Source organism: Clostridium sp. AF37-5, from assembly GCF_003477605.1.
Taxonomy (GTDB): Bacteria; Bacillota; Clostridia; order Lachnospirales; family Lachnospiraceae; genus Eubacterium_F.
Map to the genome: position 1 here is coordinate 24,775 of NZ_QUDR01000026.1, position 18,911 is coordinate 43,685.

Here is an 18,911-nt window from a genome sequence, read left to right on the forward strand (position 1 = left end):
ATGAGGGGGTGTCGGATATGGCGCGAAAAAAAAGGAAAAGTCTAATTTTTACCATCATGCGAATGTCAGTAATTCCGATTGCAATTTTAGGAGTTGTCATGACATTTTACAGTCAGAATTCGGTTCATGAAGGTATGGTATTTGAGATTGAAAAGAGTTTGTCCGGTATCGCTCATAATCTGATTAGTATTTATAATGTGTTGGATGCGGGAGATTTTTCACAGAAAGACGATAGGGTTTATAAGGGGGAAACAGAAATTACATCGGATTACCGCGTTTTAGACGATATTAAAAATGATACCGGTGCGGATGTTACTGTATTTGTTGGTGATGAGAGATGTCTTACAACACTGGTTGATAAAAAAGGAAATCGTTTGGTTGGCTCTCACTTAGATAAAGAAGTTGCTTCACAAGTGATTGAAGACGGGGAAGAATATTTTTCCCAGAATGTTGACGTTATGGGAGTCAGATACTTTGGCTACTATGTGCCAATTCGCAATGATGAGAATGAAGTTGTAGGTGTTAGTTTTGCCGGAGAGTCGGCGGAGTCTGTGAATACTTCCATGAGATTTATGACGCATGGGAATGTGATTATCTGCCTGTTTATCATAATTCTTGCCGGATTTATCTGTAATCTGTCGGCACAGAAAATGGTGGAGGCGATTCAGGCAATTAAGAGATTTCTTGGCAGAGTGGCGCATGGAGAATTTCATCATGAAATGCCGGAAAATGTTTTAAAGAGAGGCGACGAACTGGCGCAAATGGGCGAATATGCAGTGGCGGTCAGTGATTCATTGGAAGAAATGGTGTCACGTGACCCATTGACAAAACTTCTGAACCGGCGTGCGGCGCAGATTCAGATGGATTACCGTAGAGAAAACGATTGTTTTTCACTTGCGATTGCAGATATCGATTTTTTTAAGAGCGTCAATGACAGTTATGGTCATGAAAAAGGTGATGAAGTTCTAAAATATGTTGCCGGAGCACTACAGAAAGCAGTTGGTGAAGATGGTTTTTCTGCACGCTGGGGCGGCGAAGAATTTTTGATTGGTTTTGATGGAACAGTAAATGAGACGGGAAAAGTTTTGCAGGGATTTTTGGACGATGTGAAATCGAAAAAGTTTTCACATAACGGTATGGAATTCTCAATTTCTCTGACGATTGGTATTGCAACTTACTGTGAAGAAGAGAAAATGGAAGAAGCGATTAACCGTGCGGACGAACTTCTTTATTATGGAAAAGAGCATGGGCGAGACCAGATCGTAATGGAATCAAGGGAGGAGGAATCCTGATGCCGAAAGCACCAAACCAGAAATACAAATTATTTTATATTTTGGAACTGCTGCGAAGTGAGAGTGACGAAAAACATCCGGTAACGATGCCGCAAATCATCTCGTATTTAAAGCAGAATGGTATTCATGCGGAAAGAAAAAGTGTTTATTCGGACATGGAAGCTTTGCAGATACTCGGGTACGATGTTGTATGTCAGAAAAACCCGGCGGGTTACTATCTGGGAAGCCGTGAGTTTGAATTGGCGGAGTTAAAACTTTTAGTTGATGCTGTGCAGGCGTCCAAATTTATTACGCAAAAACAAAGCAGAAATTTGATTGAGAAGTTGGAACATTTCACGAGCCGCCATGAGGCAAATCGGTTACAGCGTCAAGTTTGTGTCAATGACCGTGTGAAAACAGAAAATTTGTCTTCCCTTTATCTGATTGATGACATTCATCAGGCAATGCACGAAAATCAACCGGTTACTTTTGTTTACTGCGAATGGAATCAGAACAAGGAACTTGTGCCGCGGCACGGTGGCGAACGCTATCTTGTTTCTCCATGGATGCTTATGTGGGAAGACGAAAATTATTATCTGCTGGCGTATGACCACAAAGCAGAGATGATTAAATATTTCCGTGTAGATAAACTTCGACAGTTAAAGAGAGAAGAGGGAAAAAGAGAAGGGGAAACAGCATATCAAAAATTGGATGTCACGGATTTTTCAAAAAAAACGTTTGGAATGTTTGCCGGGGAGAAAAAAAGGCTTCAGCTTGTTTTTGATAATTCGCTGATTGGCGTTGCAATTGACCGTTTTGGAAAGGAAATTCCCGTTTTAAAAGAGTCCGAGACACAGTTTCGGACATTCGTAGAAATCAGTGTCAGCAAGCAGTTTTATGGTTGGCTTGCGGGGATTGGAAAGGGTGTTTCGATCGTGGAACCAAAAGAAGAACAAGAGAAGTATCGGAAGTATCTTGAAAATATTTGGAAACTATGATATTCTACCATTGATTATGAGAATTTGTATCAATTACGCCAAGGAGGACAAGAATGAGAGGAATAGAAACCCCGATTAAGACACTGAGACAGAAAGTGTTTACAGAAGTTGCAAAAGTCGCTTTTGATTCACAGAACATAAATGATGATATCGAGGCAATCCCATATAAAATTACGCCGGGAGATGCGCCTTTATACCGTGAGAGTATTTACCGTGAGCGTGCTATCTGCTCGGAGCGTGTGCGTCTTGCGATGGGACTTTCATTAAGACCGGATGACGAACCGGTTCACGTTACAAGTGGATTGGATGAGAGTAATGTGGCAGAAAAATATTATGAGCCGCCTTTGATGCAGGTAATTCCGTCGGCTTGTGATATGTGTGAGGATAACGTATATGAAGTATCCAATCAGTGCCGTGGCTGTGTGGCACATCCTTGTGTAGAGGTTTGCCCGAAAGGTGCTATCAGCATTGTAGACGGAAAATCTCATATTGATAAAGATAAATGTATTAAATGTGGAAAATGTAAGGCAATCTGTCCTTATGATGCAATTGCGAAGAAGGTTCGTCCATGTGCAGCTGCATGTGGTGTGAAAGCCATTTCCAGTGATGAGCGCGGACGTGCCCAGATTGATGATGAAAAATGCGTAAAATGCGGACAATGCATGGCTGCATGTCCATTTGGAGCGATTGCAGATAAATCCCAGATTTTCCAGTTGATTCAGGCAATGAAGCAGGGACCGGTTATTGCCGAATTGGCTCCGGCGGTTATCGGACAGTTTGGTGACGATGTCCGTCTTTGGAAAATCAAAGCAGCGTTGAAAGAGATTGGTTTTGCGGAAGTGTTCGAAGTTGCACTTGGTGCAGATATCGGAGCGATTACGGAAGCAAGACATTATGTAAATGAAGTAAAAACAGGAAAACTTCCATTTTTGCTGACTTCCTGTTGTCCGGCTTGGTCGATGTTGGCAAAGAAAACACTGCCGGATATGGTAGAGACTGTTTCAAGTGCTCTGACACCGATGGTGGCTACTGCACGTACAATTAAACAGCGTCATCCGGAAGCTAAGATTGTATTTGTCGGACCGTGTGCGGCAAAGAAACTGGAAGCTTCCCGCCGTTCGGTACGAAGTGATGTGGATTTTGTAATTACCTTTGAAGAATTGGATGCGATTTTCACTGCCAAAGGAATTGATATGGAAACCTATGATGCAGAGGAGCCAATTCATGATGCAACAGGAACCGGACGTGGTTACGCCGTTGCCGGTGGTGTTGCAAATGCCATTGAAAACTGCATTAACGAATATTATCCGGGAACGGAAGTTTATATTGAGCATGCGGAAGGATTATCCGACTGTCAGAAAATGCTTCTTATGGCGAAGGCCGGTAAAAAGGATGGCTGTCTGATTGAAGGTATGGGCTGTCCGGGTGGCTGTGTTGCCGGTGTTGGTACGAATATTGCGATACCGAAAGCGGCGCAGGCTGTGCGCAAGTTTGTTAAGGATTCAACAACTGCACTGCCACCGAAAGAATATTCAGAAATTCATTTGCCGTAAGGTAAAATAAACAAGATAAGAAAGAGGGTATTTTGATTGTAAAATCGGAATACCCTCTTTGTGACAGAAGGCATTTGATCATATTTAATCAATAGCGGAGGCAGTATGAAAATCGAACGAATTATTTTATTTACCAAGGGAATTGAAACATTAAGTTTTTTTAGTGAGCAGCTTGGGAAGACTTTTAGTAAATTGGGATATGAAGTGTTTTACTTTGACCAGTGTAAATCGTATGATAGTCTTGCCGAATTGCTTTTGTTTGCCAAACCGGAGGCAACAGCGGCAGTGACGTTTAATTTTGACGGCTGCTGTGGTGAGGGATATTTTATTGACTGCAAGGGAATTCATTTGTTTGATGACAGAAAAATACCGGTTATCAATATTGTGGTTGACCATCCGTTTTACTATCATAAATTTCTGCCATTTTTGCCAAAAGACTACTGCCAGATTTCGATTGACAGAGAGCATGAAGCTTATTTGCAGTATTATTTTCCGGAAATTAAGCGGGGTCCGTTTTTACCGCTGGCGGGAACGTCTTTGTGGGAAGAAGATACGCTGCCTAAGTGGGAAGAACGCCCATATGACGTTGTATTTACCGGAAATTACACGCCGCTTTCTAAATTTGAACCGACGATTGAGAGACATGGCAAAGAGTATGCCGATTTTTATTACGGAATTATTGAGGATTTTAAGAAACATCCGCATCTGGGGATGGATATCGGAATTCGTGAGCATCTGCTTTCCGAGGTTGAGGATATTACCGAAGACGGTGTAAAAGAAATGATGCCAAATATGATTATGATCGATTTGTATGTGCGCAATTATTTTCGTGGAAAAGTGGTGCAGACGCTTGTGGATGCCGGTGTTTCCGTGCATTGTTTTGGAGCTGGATGGGAATTTCTTCCCTGTGAACATCCGGAAAATCTGATAAAAGAGGGTGGCGTTGATTCACTGGCGTGTCTGCAGGCGTTAAGCAAGGCGAAAGTTTCTTTGAATGTAATGCCGTGGTTTAAGGATGGCGCACATGACCGCGTATTTAATTCGATGTTAAACGGCGCTGTATGTTTTACCGACTGGAGCCGGTATTTGACAGAAAATTTACGGGATGGAGAGGATATTTTCTTTTATGAACTGGATGCACTTGAATGCCTGCCGGATATGGTGCAGGGAATTTTAGAAAATCGAAAGAAATGGGAGCACATGCAGAAAGCGGCGTATGAGACGGCTGAGAAGTCGCATACATGGGAACACCGTGCAGGGGCTGTGCATAAAGAAATTCTTTCCAAGATACGCTAAATGTGGTATGATGATACATAAGTCAAAGCGTCCACGTAGTATAAAGCGGGAGAAATGGAGGTAAAGATGGCTAGAAAAAACAAAAAACAGCGGAAACATCCTAAGTTTTGGTTTGGGTTTAAAATTGTATTACTTTTGTTTCTGCTCACAATATTAGTCGGCGGAATTATCTTTTATTTCAAATATGGAAAAGATATCTTCGCAATGCAGGATGACGCGGTTGCGCTTGTGAAAGAGTCGTCCATAGATACATTCCGTTCATCCGAGACATCAATTGTGTATAACAATAAGGGCAAAGAGATAGCGAAATTAAAGGGAGAAAAAGACTCCTATTACCTTACCTTGGACAAAATACCAAAGGCGGTAAAGGATGCAGCAATTGTTACCGAAGACAAAAAGTTTTACTCACATAACGGAATTGATGCCAAAGGTATTATGCGTGCGGTTTTTGCATTGATTAAGAACAACGGTGAGAAAACACAGGGAGCATCGACAATTACCCAGCAGTTAGCGCGCGGTGTTTTCCTCTCGACGGAGAAGACGTATGAGCGAAAAATAAAGGAAATTTTTATTGCGCTTGAGCTGGAAAAGAAGTATACCAAAAGCCAGATTCTGGAATTTTACTTAAATACCATTTATTATGCAAATGGTTACTATGGAATTGAGGCGGCGGCACGCGGATATTTCGGAAAGGGTTGTCAGGAATTGTCACTTGGACAGTTATGCTTTTTGTGTTCTATTCCAAATAATCCAACCCTTTATAATCCATTGAAAAATTTCGATAACACGGTCAAACGTAAAAATCGTATTTTAGATCAGATGTTAGATGATGGCGTGATTACGAAGGTGGATTACGATGAGGCGTATCAGGAAGAAATTAAACTGAACATTCAGGAAGTGCAGAAACGAGATTACATCCAGACGTTTGTTTCTTACTGTGCGATTCGCGAGTTGATGAAAAAGAATGGATTTGAGTTTAAAAATTCATTTGCGGATAAGGAAGAAAGAGAGACCTATGAGACGGAGTATGATGATGCGTACTCGACGGCTCAGCAGATGCTTTTGAATAAAGGATATAAGATTTATACATCCTTTGATTTGAAGAAACAGAAAAAACTGCAAAAAGCAGTCAATCATAATTTGTCCGGATTTAAGGATAAAGAGACAAACGGAACCTACAAAATGCAGGGTTCAGCAGTATGTATCGATAATAAGACCGGACGTGTTGTTGCGCTGGTGGGCGGACGAAGCCAGGAGACAGAAGGACTTTCCTTAAACCGTGCGTACCAGTCTTACCGTCAGCCGGGTAGTTCAATTAAGCCGTTGATTGTTTATACACCGACTTTGGAGCGTGGTTCAACGGCAAGCACGACCGTACATGATTATAAGTTTAAGGGCGGTCCGTCAAACAGCAGTGGACGTTACTACGGTTATATTTCGCTTCGTTTTGCGGTGGAGCAGTCCTTGAATACGGTTGCATGGCAGCTGTTCCAGAAGTTAAAACCGGAAGTTGGCTTGCAGTATTTATTGGATATGAATTATTCCAAAATCGTGAAGTCGGATTACTACTTGTCGGCATCCCTTGGCGGATTGACATACGGTACCAGTACGTTAGAGATGGCATCCGGTTATGCAACACTGGAAAATGACGGAAAGTACCGGGAACCAACGTGTATTGTGAAAATTTTGGATTCCGATGGAAATGAAATTGTTTCCGATAAAGTCGAGCAAAAGAGTGTTTACAAGAAGGATTCAGCACGTGCGATGGTTGATATCCTGACCGGTGTAATCAAACGTGGTACGGCACGTGGTCTTGGCCTTGATAATGGACAGCCAAGTGCCGGCAAGACCGGAACAACCAATGATAAAAAAGACGGTTGGTTCTGTGGTTTTACACCATATTATACAACGGCAGTCTGGGTTGGCTATGATTCCCCGAAAACGGTTGCCGACTTGTATGGTTCCACCTATCCGGGACGAATCTGGCATGAGTACATGAATGAGATTCATAAAGACTTAGATGTAAAAGAATTTGATTTGGGTGAGTTATCATCGGGAAGTTCCGGTGGTGGCAGCAGTAGTGGTTATACGACTCCACAGGAAGATACCGGAAGTGGTGGAAGTGTAGATACGGACCCGGCAGATTCGAATGATAATGACGTTGATGTGGATCCGGATGATGGAACGGATACACAGGTTACGGAACCGCCGGCCACGCAGGTACCGGCGACACAAGTTCCGGCAACAGCGGAACCGGCTGCGACAGAGCCTCCGGCAGACCCGGCAGCAGACCCGGAAGCAGAGGGTGTAGAATAAAAAATAAGGGCTAAAAAAAGCCTGTCAGGCAAATGCTTGACAGGCTTTTTAATAGGTGCGCCTTGCGACACACGTTTCTATTAGTGTTCCTGATGATATTTCTTCAGGATGCGCTCGATACGCTCGGTTGGATTTAAGTATTCCGCAATTGAGGAATCATGATTTAAAGTATCGATAAGGAGAGCAATGTACTTGCTCATATCAACATTGATGTAATACTCACGCTGTAACAGTTCTTCCGGCTGATATACTAAGTTTGTCGTCATGACACGGTAAATCAAGCCGCTCTTATAAGCTTCATCAAACTTCTCCAGACCGTTTGTGAACAGACCAAAAGTAGAAGCAACGAAAATACGGTTTGCATTGCGGCGCTTCAATTCAGTTGCAACGTCAATCATACTTTCACCGGAGGAAATCATATCGTCAATCACAACAACGTCCTTGCCGGAAACATCAGCACCGAGGAATTCATGTGCAATAATCGGGTTACGTCCTTCAACAATTTTTGTGTAATCGCGGCGTTTGTAGAAGGTTCCTACATCAACACCGGCTACGTTACCAAAGTAAATCGCACGTCCCATAGCACCTTCATCCGGGCTGATAATCATCATGTTTTCCGGTTTCATATGAATGTCCGGTACATTTTTCAAAAGGGCTTTAATAAACTGATATGTTGGCTGTACAGTTTCAAAACTCTTCAATGGAATTGCATTCTGTACGCGAGGGTCATGTGCGTCAAAAGTGATAATATTGTCAACGCCTATAGCGGTCAGTTCCTGAAGTGCCAAAGCGCAGTCTAACGATTCGCGGGAACTGCGTTTATGTTGTCTGCTTTCATACAGGAAAGGCATAATAACAGTGATTCGTCTTGCTTTTCCGCTGATTGCGGCAATGATACGTTTCAAATCCTGAAAATGGTCATCCGGTGACATATGATTAACCTGTCCACATACTGTGTAAGCTAAACTGTGGTTACATACATCAACAAGAAGGTATACATCTTTTCCGCGGACGGATTCATTTAAGATACCCTTTGCTTCACCGGACCCAAAACGTGGGCATACGGCATCGATGATGTAAGAATCCCTTTTGTAATTGGTAAAATGAATGGAAGAATCTACATCGGCTTCATTTCTCCAGCCAACAATGTAATCATTCACTTTTTTTCCGATTGCTTTGCTGCTCTCCAATGGAATAATACCAAGGTCTCCATAAGGGATTGTTTTCGACAAATCTTTTTGACTCATGATTAAAGTCCTCCGTGTAAATATTGTGTTGTAGGTTTATAGTTTGCAGCAACAGAAAGAAAAACATACTTAATGTTGCATAATTGCCTTTTTCAAGCGAATGTCATCGCCGGTGATTTTTAATAATGTATAATTACTTGTAATCCGGGAGAAAATCCGCTCGCTGTAGCGTTCCCGTAAATCATCAAACGACAAGTTTGTTGAAATAATCGTGGAACGGTGGTTTGTTAATCGTGTATCGATGCAGTGGTAAAGCTGAGAGGAAGTAAAACTATTGTTTAATTCTGTTCCCAAATCATCGATAATCAGTAAATCGCTGCTTAATAAATAAGAAAGCGAAGCATTTTTCCGGGTCTGTGATAAGTCCCGGTCAAATTTGCACGATTCTAAAATATCAAATAGTTTTAGAGAAGTCAAGTACACAACGGTATGAGACTTGTCTAAAAGCTCTTTTGCAATACAGTTTGTTAAAAAAGTTTTACCGACACCGGTGTTGCCGTATAACAGAAGATTTCCCGGTGTGTCCGAAAAACCGGATAAATAGGATTTCACGGTTTCTAAGACATGTCGCATATTGTCACGCGGTGTTTCGCCGGTTGCCTCTTCGGTGTAGTCATCCGGGTAAAAATCCAAATTAAAATGAGAAAAATTCTCATGTTCCAAAACATCTTTCAAATTTGACTGTGAGTACAAATACTGAACAATCAGTTTTTCAAAACAGTGGCATTTCCTGCCATCAATATAGCCGGTATCCTTACAGTCAGCGCACTCGTAGACCGGTTTCAGGTAGTCCGCCGGGTAACCGTGCTGCAAAAGCAGGGCTTCTTTTTGTTTTGTGATTTTATCAATCTCGGCATCTAGGTCAATCGAATCGGTTTGTCCTTTCAAACGAGAGGCAGCGTGCTGCACCGAAAGTGTACGAATCCGGTTTTCCAATTCGTTCATTTGGGGAATCGCATCATAGACTTCCTTCATGCGCTTTTTCAGGATGAAATTGTCCTTGAGCTGCTGATGATAGTAATGGGACATCAGATGCTCGTACTGACTGTTGGTCAAAAGCATAATAAATGGATCCTTTCGTTTGTTTTATGCCTGCACATTGCGCAGTAACTGTTTTTCCAGTGAACTGTAATCCTCTTTGGAATACTCTCTTTGAGGAAAACTCTGGAATTGGTTCCTTTTTTGCTGTGTGGCAGAGTTTTTCTGCTCTCCGGTTTTTTTCTTCTGCTGAAATGACTTGTCGCATTTTTCTATGTCCGCAAGGGTGAGGACACCTTTCTTGTGCCAGTCCTTTAATATACTTGTTATGTAATTTAAGTTTGTGCCACCGGTCTGCAAAACCGTACGCTTACATGCCTGCTCAATAATTTTATCCGAGAAGCCGTAATTACTCCATGTATCAATGATTTCACGTTCTGCCGGAGCAAGGGAGCGATTTAAGCCAAGTGCTTTGCTTACGACATGATAAAGACCTGAAAAAGCAGAAGACTCATCCTTTGCTTCCTCCGGCGTTGTAATCCCCTTTTTCGCCCATGTAAGACCAATTGCCTCCATATACTTTGGTGAAGTCTTTCCGCGGCTGTGTGCCGTGCGGTACAGGGTAGCAATCATCTCCTGTGAAAATCCGATGTCACACATAAAATATAAAATCATTTGCAGATGTGTGGTGGAAAGGGTCGTGCCAAGTATCTTTTCTGCCTGCGAAATCGCCTCGCTGATTTCAATATCTTTCATCAGTGCTTCCGCCTGTAAAGGAGTATACTCCTGGCGGTTCGGAATGGAGATGCCGTCGGGTACAACGGTTTCTTCCGCTACCGGTGAAGCATCGATATCCGGTTCTCTTTCTGCCGTAACTGCTGACGCAGTGTCTGTGGCGTCAGTAGAAAGAACAATCGAAGTAATCTCGCCATTTTGCTCTGTGAAAGAAAGAAGTCCTTCTTTCTGCCAGTAACGCAGTGCACGCAAAATGTCACTTTCTGTGCATTCGAAACAATCGGCAAGAGCATCAATGGATGAATTACCTGCAGTGTCGGCATGCTGGCAGAGCATAACCAGATACAAATATATTTTCACGAAATTGCCATTTGCAGATGGCATATGATTTTGAATAAATGAATTGGAAATCAAAGTGAGTCCGCAATTCGATGTTGTGGAAATTGTAAATCCCATAATAAAACTCATTCCCTTTCTCCATCAGGTATTTTTTACCTGTCAGCAAGGATGAGTATATCACAAAGAAAAAACAGTTGCAAATTGCAAATGTGCATACATTTCATGTAGAATTTATCTGTTGATAATGTGCATAATGTTCATAACAAAACAACAAACAGACTATTCTGGTAGAAAGAGTGGGTGAATATGCCGAAATTACGTTGGTTGAGCTTGTCAAGTAAAAAATGCAATTTATTCACATTTTTTTTTGAACAAAAAAATATCCACAACCGTATCTTTCGACTGAATGTTGATAAGGTTGTGGATAACGTTCATAACTTAGTTGTTCAGAAGATTTTCACCAATTTCTACTATGTTTCCGGCACCCATAGTTATCAACAGGTCGCCGTTGACTAAATTTTTTAAAATAAATTTTTCGATTTCGTCAAAACTGCGTAAATAGTGAACTTCCTTTCCGAGTTTTTCCAATTCTCTTGCAAGGTCAGCAGAAGAAATATCTCCTGGGTCTTTTTCACGCGCCGCATAAATGTCTGCTAAGATTACTTTATCTGCCAGAGAAAGGGCAGAGGCAAAATCCTTTAAAAAGGCGCGGGTACGTGTGTAGGTGTGCGGTTGGAAGGCACACCACAACGTTTTGTGCGGATAATTTTTCGCTGCTGTGAGTGTTGCTCGGATTTCCGTCGGGTGATGAGCATAGTCATCAATAATGGTAAATCCGTTTTTCTCACCTTTGTATTCAAAGCGGCGGTCTGCGCCGTGGAATGTAGTCAATGCTTTCTGGACGGTGCCGTCATTAATACCGTAGAGAGAGGCTAACGCTAAGCAGGCAAGGGTATTGGAAATGTTGTGTCTGCCGACTACGGACAGATGGAAATGCCCTTTTGTTTCTCCCTGTACGACTGCGTCAAAGGTGCCGCATCCAAGGTCATTATAAGTGATGTTTTCAGCTGTAAAATCAGCGTCTTTATTTTCTAATCCGTATGTGATAACACGGCAGGAAAGTCCCTCTGTAATTTCTTCATAATTTTCAATATCCGCATTGATAATTAATGTACCATGCTCCGGAATCCGTTTCGCAAATAAATGGAAAGAGTGACGGATATCTGCCAGGTCATGGAAAAAGTCCATATGGTCTTCTTCTATATTAAGTATCATTCCCACAGTAGGGAAAAAGTGAAGAAAACTATTCGTGTATTCACAAGCTTCCGTAATGAAATGCTTGGAGTGGCCGATGCGGATGTTGCCGCCGATTGCTTCTAAAATACCGCCGACGGAAATTGTCGGGTCAAGGTTTGCTGCCAAAAAGATGTGGGAAGCAATCGAAGTGGTCGTTGTTTTTCCGTGTGTTCCTGCAATGGCAATGGCGGAAGAATAATTTTTCATTACCTGCCCAACCATAACTGCGCGCTCCATCAGCGGAAGATTTAATTTTTCAGCCGCCTGATATTCCGGATTGGTCTTTTTAACTGCTGCGGTATAGACAACCAAATCGATATCTTTTGTAATATTCTCTTCTTTTTGTCCATATACTACTTGTATGCCGAGAGATTCCAAATGTTTTGTGATTTTGCTTTCATGCCAGTCGGAACCGGTAATGGTAAAGCCCATGGAATGAAGCAGCTCGGCGAACCCGCTCATACTAATGCCGCCAATTCCAATAAAATGAATCTTTCCCGGATGTGTAAAGTCGATTTCGTACATAAATGACACCCTTCCTTCTATTATTTGGAAACAAAATTATGTTTCCTCAGATTCATTATATATAGACAGGGGAGAAAATACAAGGAAAAAGGTGAATATGCTTAAGATTTTCATACGATATTTGTGCAAAATGTACAAAATCAAAGAATCATAAGAAAAAAAATTGTGAAAAATATTCACAAAACTTAAACAATGTGGTATACTTATTTTACAATATTAACAACAGGGGTGATAACATGATCAAAAAAGAAATGATAGCCATGTTACTTGCTGGGGGGCAAGGGTCAAGACTGGGGGTCTTGACTGCAAATGTAGCAAAACCTGCTGTTGCTTTTGGGGGAAAGTATCGAATCATTGATTTTCCGTTGAGTAATTGTATCAACTCGGAAGTCGATACCGTTGGAGTGCTGACACAGTATCAGCCGTTGAAGCTGAATACTCATATCGGCATTGGAATTCCATGGGACCTTGACCGCAATATTGGGGGCGTGTCAATCCTGCCGCCGTATGAGAGAAGCACAAGCAGCGAGTGGTACACCGGAACCGCAAATGCGATTTACCAGAACTTGAATTATATGGAGTATTACAACCCGGATTATGTATTAATTCTTGGTGGTGACCATATTTACAAGATGGATTATCAGGTAATGCTTGATTTCCATAAGGCAAATCACGCGGACATTACGATGGCGACGATACCGGTGCCGATTGAAGAGGCAAGCCGGTTTGGTGTCTGTATTACAGATGATACCCATCGTATTTTGGAATTTGAGGAAAAACCGGAGCATCCACGCAGTAATCTGGCATCTATGGGAATTTACATATTCTCATGGCCGGTGTTAAAAGAAGCCCTGATTCAGTTGAAAGACCAGAAGGGCTGTGACTTTGGTAAACATATTTTACCTTACTGCCACGAAAGGGGCGACCGCATTTTTGCCTTTGAGTACAATGGATACTGGAAGGATGTTGGTACGCTTGGTTCGTACTGGGAATCAAATATGGAATTGATTGACTTGATTCCGGTATTTAACCTGTACGAAGAGTTTTGGAAGATTTACACAAGTAACGAATGGATTCGTCCACAGTATATTGCAGGAGATGCTGTGATTGACAAAGCCATTGTGGGTGACGGCTGTGAGATTTATGGAGAAGTCCATAGTTCTGTGATTGGTTCGGATGTTGTCATTGAGGAAGGCGCTGTAGTGCGTGATTCGATTATTATAAATTCTGCGAGAATTGGTAAAAATACCGTTCTTGACCGTGCAATTATTGCAGAGGGTTCGATAATTGGAGAAAATTGTGTGCTCGGTGCGGGCGAAGACGACATTCCAAACAAACTAAAGCCGGATGTCTATGCCTTTAACCTGGTTACGGTTGGCGAAAAAACCGTGATTCCGGATGGCGTTACCATCGGTAAAAACACTGCCATAGCGGGTAAGACAACCATTGAAGATTACCGGGATAACACCTTAGCAGGTGGCGAAACTTTGATAAAGGCAGGTGACATGTAATGAGAGCAATAGGATTGATTTTAGCAGGTGGGTCCAGTACCCGCATGAAAGAACTGACAAAAAATCGTGCGACAGCAGCACTGCCGATTGCCGGTGGATACCGCAGCATCGATTTTGTACTTAGCAGCATGTCCAGTTCCCGGATTAACAAAGTTGGTGTCATTACGCAGTACAATTCAAAGTCGTTGACACAGCATTTGAACTCATCAAAATGGTGGGACTTTGGACGTAAAAAAGGCGGTTTGTTTGTATTCACACCGACACAGACACATGACAATAGTTATTGGTACCGCGGAACCGCAGATGCCATTGCGCAAAACATTGATTTCTTGAAATCAAGTCATGAGCCATATGTAATTATTGCATCCGGTGACTGTGTATACAAGATGGATATGAATAAACTTTTGGAATATCACATTGAGAAAAATGCTGATGTTACCATCGTGACGAAGGACTTGGGAACGGTAGATGACCCGAGCCGGTTTGGTGTCGTATCGGTTGACATCGAAGGCAGGGTGACCGAGTTTGAAGAGAAGCCGCTTGTGACTTCGAAAACGCTGGTTTCTACCGGAATCTATGTAATCCGCCGCAGACAGTTGATTGAGATGATTGAGCGTGCAGGGGCGGAAGATGGATTCGATTTGGTAAAGGATATTTTTATCCGTTACAAAGGAGTCAAGAAATTTTATGCCTATCCGTTGGACTCCTATTGGAGCAATGTAACAACGGTTGATTCCTATTTTAAGACAAATATGGATTTCTTAGACCGCAAAACAAGAGAGTATTTCTTTAATGAATACCCACAGATTGCATCAAGAATTGAGGATTTACCTCCGGCTAAATACAATGTTGGCGCAAAAGTTAAGAACAGCCTTGTGTCAAGTGGTTGTATCATCAATGGTGAGGTTGAAGATTCCGTTTTGTTTAAGGAAGTTTATATAGGCAACAATTGTACAATACGAAACTCGATAATTTTAAATGAAGTCTACATTGGGGATAACACTTATATTGAAAATTGTATCGTAGAGAGTCATGGAACCATTCGGGCAAATTCCAACTATGTCGGAAGTCCGGATGACGTTAAAATCATTCAGGAGAAGAATGAGCGTTATGTAATGTAGCGTACAGATGAAGGGAGGATACGATGCAGATAACAGATGTTCGCGTCCGGATTGTGGACGGGAATGCGAAAATGAAAGCGGTTGCTTCAATTACTTTGGATGAGGCATTTGCCATTCATGATATTAAGGTAATTGAAGGAGAGCGGGGCTTATTTGTCGCAATGCCGAACAAGAAAATGCCAAATGGTGAATACCGTGATGTTGCACATCCGATTCATAGTGGTATGAGGACGGTGTTAGAGAAAGCAATTCTTGGCGAATATTATAATGTGTTAAAAGCGTAAAACCAGAAAGGCAGGTTGGCTTTGGTCAGCTTGCCTTTTTGTAGTGTAAGTTCGGCAGGTGTTTGCGGATGAAAGTATTTAGAGCAGGAGGTTAATTTGTGAAGAACATTTTCAAGGAACGAAAGATACATATTGCATGTGTGTGTTTGCTTTTGGTGATGCTGCTTGCCGGCTGTTCAAATTCGGACACAAATAATCAAGAGACAGATTTATTTGACGTGTTAAATAGAGCTGATTCGGTTAAAATTGGAAATCATATTGTTGTTTATAATTCAGAGAGTGGAAATATTTGTTATGGGGAAATGGTAAATGATAAGCCAAAGATAATCAAAAATATTGCGCTGCCATACAAGAATGCAAATGTAAATCAAATAATTGCTAGTGACAATTGGATTTATGTTGTAGTAGAAGTAATGGCTAGTGAAAAAACAGCGGACGTAAGAATTATTTGCCGGTATGATTTGCAAATGAATTTAAAAGAAGTCAATCACACAATGTACCATAATATATATTATAAAGACGGGTACTTGTTTGGGTATGATGATGGCAATGAAGATTATGACCGTGTATTTTTTTATCTCACGCCACGTTATATTGAGGCAACACATTATGTTAAGGAAGAGAATTGGAAAAATCAATGGAATAAAATTTCTACGAAAAAAAAGAAGGAGAAAGTCGGTTCTGTTGTTTTATATAGGCATGAAGATGATTTACGTCATGATGTGCCATATTTTTCTAATAATAAAACAATTCCTTTATTTTGTGGGAGAGAAATTTGTTCTTCCGGAATAGAGCAGGATGGATACACAGCAGAACCATATACTTTTAGCAGAAAAAAACAGAACAAAATTTTGAAAGAGTTGAATTTGACGAATGAAAAATTCGACATGAGTATGTTACAGGATGGTGATAACATATATGGCTATTGCAATGTTTTTAAGGATGGCTGGGTTTATAACATGTATAAAGGAATTGATTTGAAAGATATAAAAAAGGCATTCACTTTTTGCTATTATTTTAAAAGTAAGAAGTTTAAAATTTTGCAAACATTTACGAATGGAGAATTGCTTGGTTTGGCAAATTCAGAAGAAGTGATTTACCGAAAGGGAAATGCAATTTATACACAGGCTCTTTTGGATGCAAAAAAGACACAGAAAATATTTAACTGCTCCCATTATGGAGAGATCTATGCATGGGGAGACATAAAAAAAGGAAGCGGCATAAGCCCGGTAAAAAATAGCTCTGGAAAATATTTTGAAGTGACGGAAAAAAATACTATATTATCGGATGAAGAAAAATTCGTAGTAAGTATAGAGTAAGGGGGGGATTATGAAGAAAATTTTTAAAGGACAAAAGATACATATTGCATGTGTGTGTTTGCTTTTGGTGATGCTGCTTGCCGGCTGTGATTTATTAAAGCCACCAATAGAATACGGAATTGAGTATGGGAGAAACTACATTAAGACACCTCATGGGACTGCATGGATTGGTGATACTTATGATGGGGTTAAACTCGTTGTGGGAAATGAAAAAAATGAACCGCTTCGAGAAACAGGGCTTTCTGAAGACCCATGGATGATAACAGCCAGCGAAAAGTATCTTTATGTACTTATTGAAAGAAGAGCATTAAAGTATTATTTGCTGAAATACGATTATTCGCTCAAAAAGAAGGCAGAATATGAAGTGCCTTACTCACAAGTTACTTACCGAAATGGATACCTGTTTGGCTATCTGGAGGAAAGGGTGCCGGATACAGTTGATTTGCTGGCATCGGAAATGCCGGATTATCTGGTTGCTACACATTATGTTAAAGAAAAAGACATGGAAAAGAAGTGGAAAAAAATTAAGGATAAAGAGGTTCTACGCAGGATTTAATTTGTGAGGATGGTGACTGGCAGACGCTGGGACGAGAAAAACAAAGTGCATTTTTTGTGAAGCACAAAAAGGAATTGGATAAAATTATAGGAAACTGCAAATATGGTAGGTTGGTATTTAATAAGTGTGGAAATGATATTTATGGAATTTTTAATGAATATGATGATACAGATTCGGCTAATGGGTTCGCATATAGTGATTTGAAGAGAGGAGTGATTATACGATACTCTGGTGAAACAAATAAAATCACAAAGGTTCGCGAAATGAAAGATGGGCAGCAGCTCATGAGTGCAACCGCACAGTATGTAATTTACCGCCAGGATAAGCAGGTTCGTATTTCAATGCTATCGGGGGAAAAGGACCGCTGTTTACATGATGGGGAAAATGAGGGTTCTGTCTTATGCACAGAAGATGCATATTTTTGGCGGGATATTAAAATGACTGCTGCTGAAACGGATAAGGCAAATACAAAGTGGGAGAATTATTTTGACTAAATAGCTGAGCCGGAAATTCCAACACCGATTGAAACAGGATATTTGCTATGCAAATATAGTTTCAATTGTGTTGGAATTTCTTGCTTTCATTTTAGTTCAAGAGGACACTTCCTGTGTTCTCTCTAGATGATAACTTCTCCTGCTGTGCTAATTAGTTATTTTCCTTTGATGCAAGTAAGGCTTTTAATCGAGCGATTTCACTATCTCTTTGTGATAATGCCTCATCCTTTTCCTGAACTACCTTTTTTAGCCGCTCAATTTCCTGTTCCTTGACTTCGTTCATGCTATCTACGTATTCTTCCACCGTACCCTCTGATAACAACATAGGCTCTACCTCCGCTCGGTTTCGAATCAGAAACGAGCGCAAATGGTCTGCGTCAATACAATAGTCAACTGCTTTGTGTATTGCCTTTGCCAAGTCTCCGATTTCGTTATAATTTTCCCGTATTTTTGAGATTAGTATAACATAATCTTTTAGCGTTTTGCAACCATTTAATACATTTTCGTTCATACCATTGTTGATGTTCAATACTTTTACAAAAAGTTCAAGACACGGCTCAACTTCTTGATTTTCAAAAGCGTCAGAGAGTTTTAAAATTTCAACTTCCGGACGTTTTTCCATACCATTGTATAAAACGATACAGGCAGGTGTTGGGATTTTTACCAATCCATATTTTAAGATGTTTTCATTTCGCTGTTCGAGAATTACTTCATATTCTCTGGCTAGGTACAAAAGGCTCCGTAGTGGATAATTCAAGCAGACGGTGCTGCTGTGTTCAATTAAACACATTTCGTTGGTGTTAATAAGAAAAGCTACGTCATTTTTCATCTGAAGAAATAAAGCATTGTCTAAAGTAATAATTTCTAAATCATCTGGATTCTCGTAATGAGACATGTTCAGAGCATTGTATAAACTCAATAATTCTTTTTTCTCGTTAAATATTCGGCAAAATACGCTGTCTTTGTAAGTGCGTACGCCGGGGCTATGTAAATTGTAAGAATGCTTTTTGGATGACTGTAAATTTTTCTCAATGTTCTTTTGCGTGTTCTCCATCCTATCGTCTCCCTCCAC

16 protein-coding genes are annotated in these 18,911 nt (G+C 40.9%); 11 read left to right on the plus strand and 5 right to left on the minus strand.

Annotated features, from left to right (window positions below):
* Positions 1-17 precede the first annotated feature (17 nt).
* From DW019_RS13205 to DW019_RS13225, 5 genes are all read left to right on the plus strand, one after another.
* On the plus strand, positions 18-1,292 hold the full coding sequence (locus DW019_RS13205; RefSeq protein WP_117478969.1) for a diguanylate cyclase: 1,275 nt from the start codon (positions 18-20) through the stop codon (positions 1,290-1,292).
* Positions 1,292-2,269 carry a WYL domain-containing protein gene (locus tag DW019_RS13210; protein WP_117478970.1) on the plus strand — a complete coding sequence of 326 codons (978 nt, stop codon included), beginning with the start codon at positions 1,292-1,294 and terminating at the stop codon, positions 2,267-2,269. Before DW019_RS13205 ends, DW019_RS13210 begins: the two co-directional genes overlap by 1 nt.
* Positions 2,270-2,322: 53 nt before the next feature.
* A complete protein-coding gene (locus tag DW019_RS13215) occupies positions 2,323-3,822 on the plus strand; it encodes a 4Fe-4S dicluster domain-containing protein (RefSeq protein WP_118443859.1) in 1,500 nt (499 codons plus the stop codon).
* A 105-nt stretch (positions 3,823-3,927) separates the two neighbouring features.
* Positions 3,928-5,118, plus strand: a complete 1,191-nt coding sequence (locus DW019_RS13220) for a glycosyltransferase (RefSeq protein WP_118443861.1) — start codon at positions 3,928-3,930, stop codon at positions 5,116-5,118.
* 66 nt (positions 5,119-5,184) lie between these two features.
* Positions 5,185-7,434 carry a PBP1A family penicillin-binding protein gene (locus DW019_RS13225; RefSeq protein WP_182431146.1) on the plus strand — a complete coding sequence of 750 codons (2,250 nt, stop codon included), beginning with the start codon at positions 5,185-5,187 and terminating at the stop codon, positions 7,432-7,434.
* Between the two features lie 80 nt (positions 7,435-7,514).
* Here the strand turns inward: DW019_RS13225 and DW019_RS13230 are convergent, their stop codons facing one another.
* The 4 genes from DW019_RS13230 to murC form a co-directional block, all read right to left on the minus strand.
* A complete protein-coding gene (locus tag DW019_RS13230) occupies positions 7,515-8,684 on the minus strand; it encodes a ribose-phosphate pyrophosphokinase (RefSeq protein WP_118443865.1) in 1,170 nt (389 codons plus the stop codon).
* 66 nt (positions 8,685-8,750) lie between these two features.
* Positions 8,751-9,743, minus strand: a complete 993-nt coding sequence (locus DW019_RS13235; RefSeq protein ID WP_118443867.1) for an ATP-binding protein — start codon at positions 9,741-9,743, stop codon at positions 8,751-8,753.
* A 24-nt stretch (positions 9,744-9,767) separates the two neighbouring features.
* Positions 9,768-10,862: a DnaD domain protein gene (locus DW019_RS13240; RefSeq protein WP_118443869.1), complete on the minus strand. Its 1,095-nt coding sequence runs from the start codon at positions 10,860-10,862 to the stop codon at positions 9,768-9,770.
* A gap of 309 nt (positions 10,863-11,171) precedes the next feature.
* Entirely contained in the window at positions 11,172-12,554 is a 1,383-nt protein-coding gene (gene murC, locus DW019_RS13245; RefSeq protein ID WP_118443871.1) for a UDP-N-acetylmuramate--L-alanine ligase, read from the minus strand.
* Between the two features lie 236 nt (positions 12,555-12,790).
* Between murC and DW019_RS13250 the strand changes: the two genes are divergently transcribed.
* The 6 genes from DW019_RS13250 to DW019_RS13275 all read left to right on the plus strand — a co-directional run bounded on the left by DW019_RS13250 (position 12,791) and on the right by DW019_RS13275 (position 17,839).
* Positions 12,791-14,065, plus strand: a complete 1,275-nt coding sequence (locus DW019_RS13250) for a glucose-1-phosphate adenylyltransferase (protein ID WP_118443873.1) — start codon at positions 12,791-12,793, stop codon at positions 14,063-14,065.
* Positions 14,065-15,186, plus strand: coding sequence for a glucose-1-phosphate adenylyltransferase subunit GlgD (glgD, locus tag DW019_RS13255; protein WP_118443875.1), 1,122 nt, complete (start codon positions 14,065-14,067; stop codon positions 15,184-15,186). Before DW019_RS13250 ends, glgD begins: the two co-directional genes overlap by 1 nt.
* 23 nt (positions 15,187-15,209) lie before the next feature.
* Positions 15,210-15,470, plus strand: coding sequence for a septation regulator SpoVG (spoVG, locus tag DW019_RS13260; protein ID WP_118443876.1), 261 nt, complete (start codon positions 15,210-15,212; stop codon positions 15,468-15,470).
* Positions 15,471-15,568: 98 nt separating this feature from the next.
* Positions 15,569-16,789, plus strand: coding sequence for a hypothetical protein (locus tag DW019_RS13265; RefSeq protein WP_022376105.1), 1,221 nt, complete (start codon positions 15,569-15,571; stop codon positions 16,787-16,789).
* Between the two features lie 10 nt (positions 16,790-16,799).
* Positions 16,800-17,345: a hypothetical protein gene (locus tag DW019_RS13270; RefSeq protein WP_118443878.1), complete on the plus strand. Its 546-nt coding sequence runs from the start codon at positions 16,800-16,802 to the stop codon at positions 17,343-17,345.
* 56 nt (positions 17,346-17,401) lie between these two features.
* The gene (locus DW019_RS13275) at positions 17,402-17,839 is read left to right on the plus strand and encodes a hypothetical protein (RefSeq protein WP_117478981.1); all 438 of its coding nucleotides are present in this window, start codon (positions 17,402-17,404) and stop codon (positions 17,837-17,839) included.
* Between the two features lie 151 nt (positions 17,840-17,990).
* Here DW019_RS13275 and DW019_RS13280 read toward each other — a convergent pair.
* Positions 17,991-18,911 (minus strand): hypothetical protein (locus tag DW019_RS13280; protein ID WP_207663937.1); only part of this gene is annotated, 921 nt, incomplete at its 5' end.

Excerpts from the sequence above, each read along its gene's own strand:
- DW019_RS13250 (WP_118443873.1), top strand. The coding sequence starts at position 12,791 with ATGATCAAAAAAGAAATGATAGCCATGTTACTTGCTGGGGGGCAAGGG.
- glgD (WP_118443875.1), top strand. The coding sequence starts at position 14,065 with ATGAGAGCAATAGGATTGATTTTAGCAGGTGGGTCCAGTACCCGCATG.
- DW019_RS13240 (WP_118443869.1), bottom strand. The coding sequence starts at position 10,862 with ATGAGTTTTATTATGGGATTTACAATTTCCACAACATCGAATTGCGGA.
- DW019_RS13210 (WP_117478970.1), top strand. The coding sequence starts at position 1,292 with ATGCCGAAAGCACCAAACCAGAAATACAAATTATTTTATATTTTGGAA.
- DW019_RS13270 (WP_118443878.1), top strand. The coding sequence starts at position 16,800 with ATGAAGAAAATTTTTAAAGGACAAAAGATACATATTGCATGTGTGTGT.
- DW019_RS13205 (WP_117478969.1), top strand. The coding sequence starts at position 18 with ATGGCGCGAAAAAAAAGGAAAAGTCTAATTTTTACCATCATGCGAATG.
- DW019_RS13225 (WP_182431146.1), top strand. The coding sequence starts at position 5,185 with ATGGCTAGAAAAAACAAAAAACAGCGGAAACATCCTAAGTTTTGGTTT.
- spoVG (WP_118443876.1), top strand. The coding sequence starts at position 15,210 with ATGCAGATAACAGATGTTCGCGTCCGGATTGTGGACGGGAATGCGAAA.
- DW019_RS13215 (WP_118443859.1), top strand. The coding sequence starts at position 2,323 with ATGAGAGGAATAGAAACCCCGATTAAGACACTGAGACAGAAAGTGTTT.
- DW019_RS13235 (WP_118443867.1), bottom strand. The coding sequence starts at position 9,743 with ATGCTTTTGACCAACAGTCAGTACGAGCATCTGATGTCCCATTACTAT.
- murC (WP_118443871.1), bottom strand. The coding sequence starts at position 12,554 with ATGTACGAAATCGACTTTACACATCCGGGAAAGATTCATTTTATTGGA.
- DW019_RS13220 (WP_118443861.1), top strand. The coding sequence starts at position 3,928 with ATGAAAATCGAACGAATTATTTTATTTACCAAGGGAATTGAAACATTA.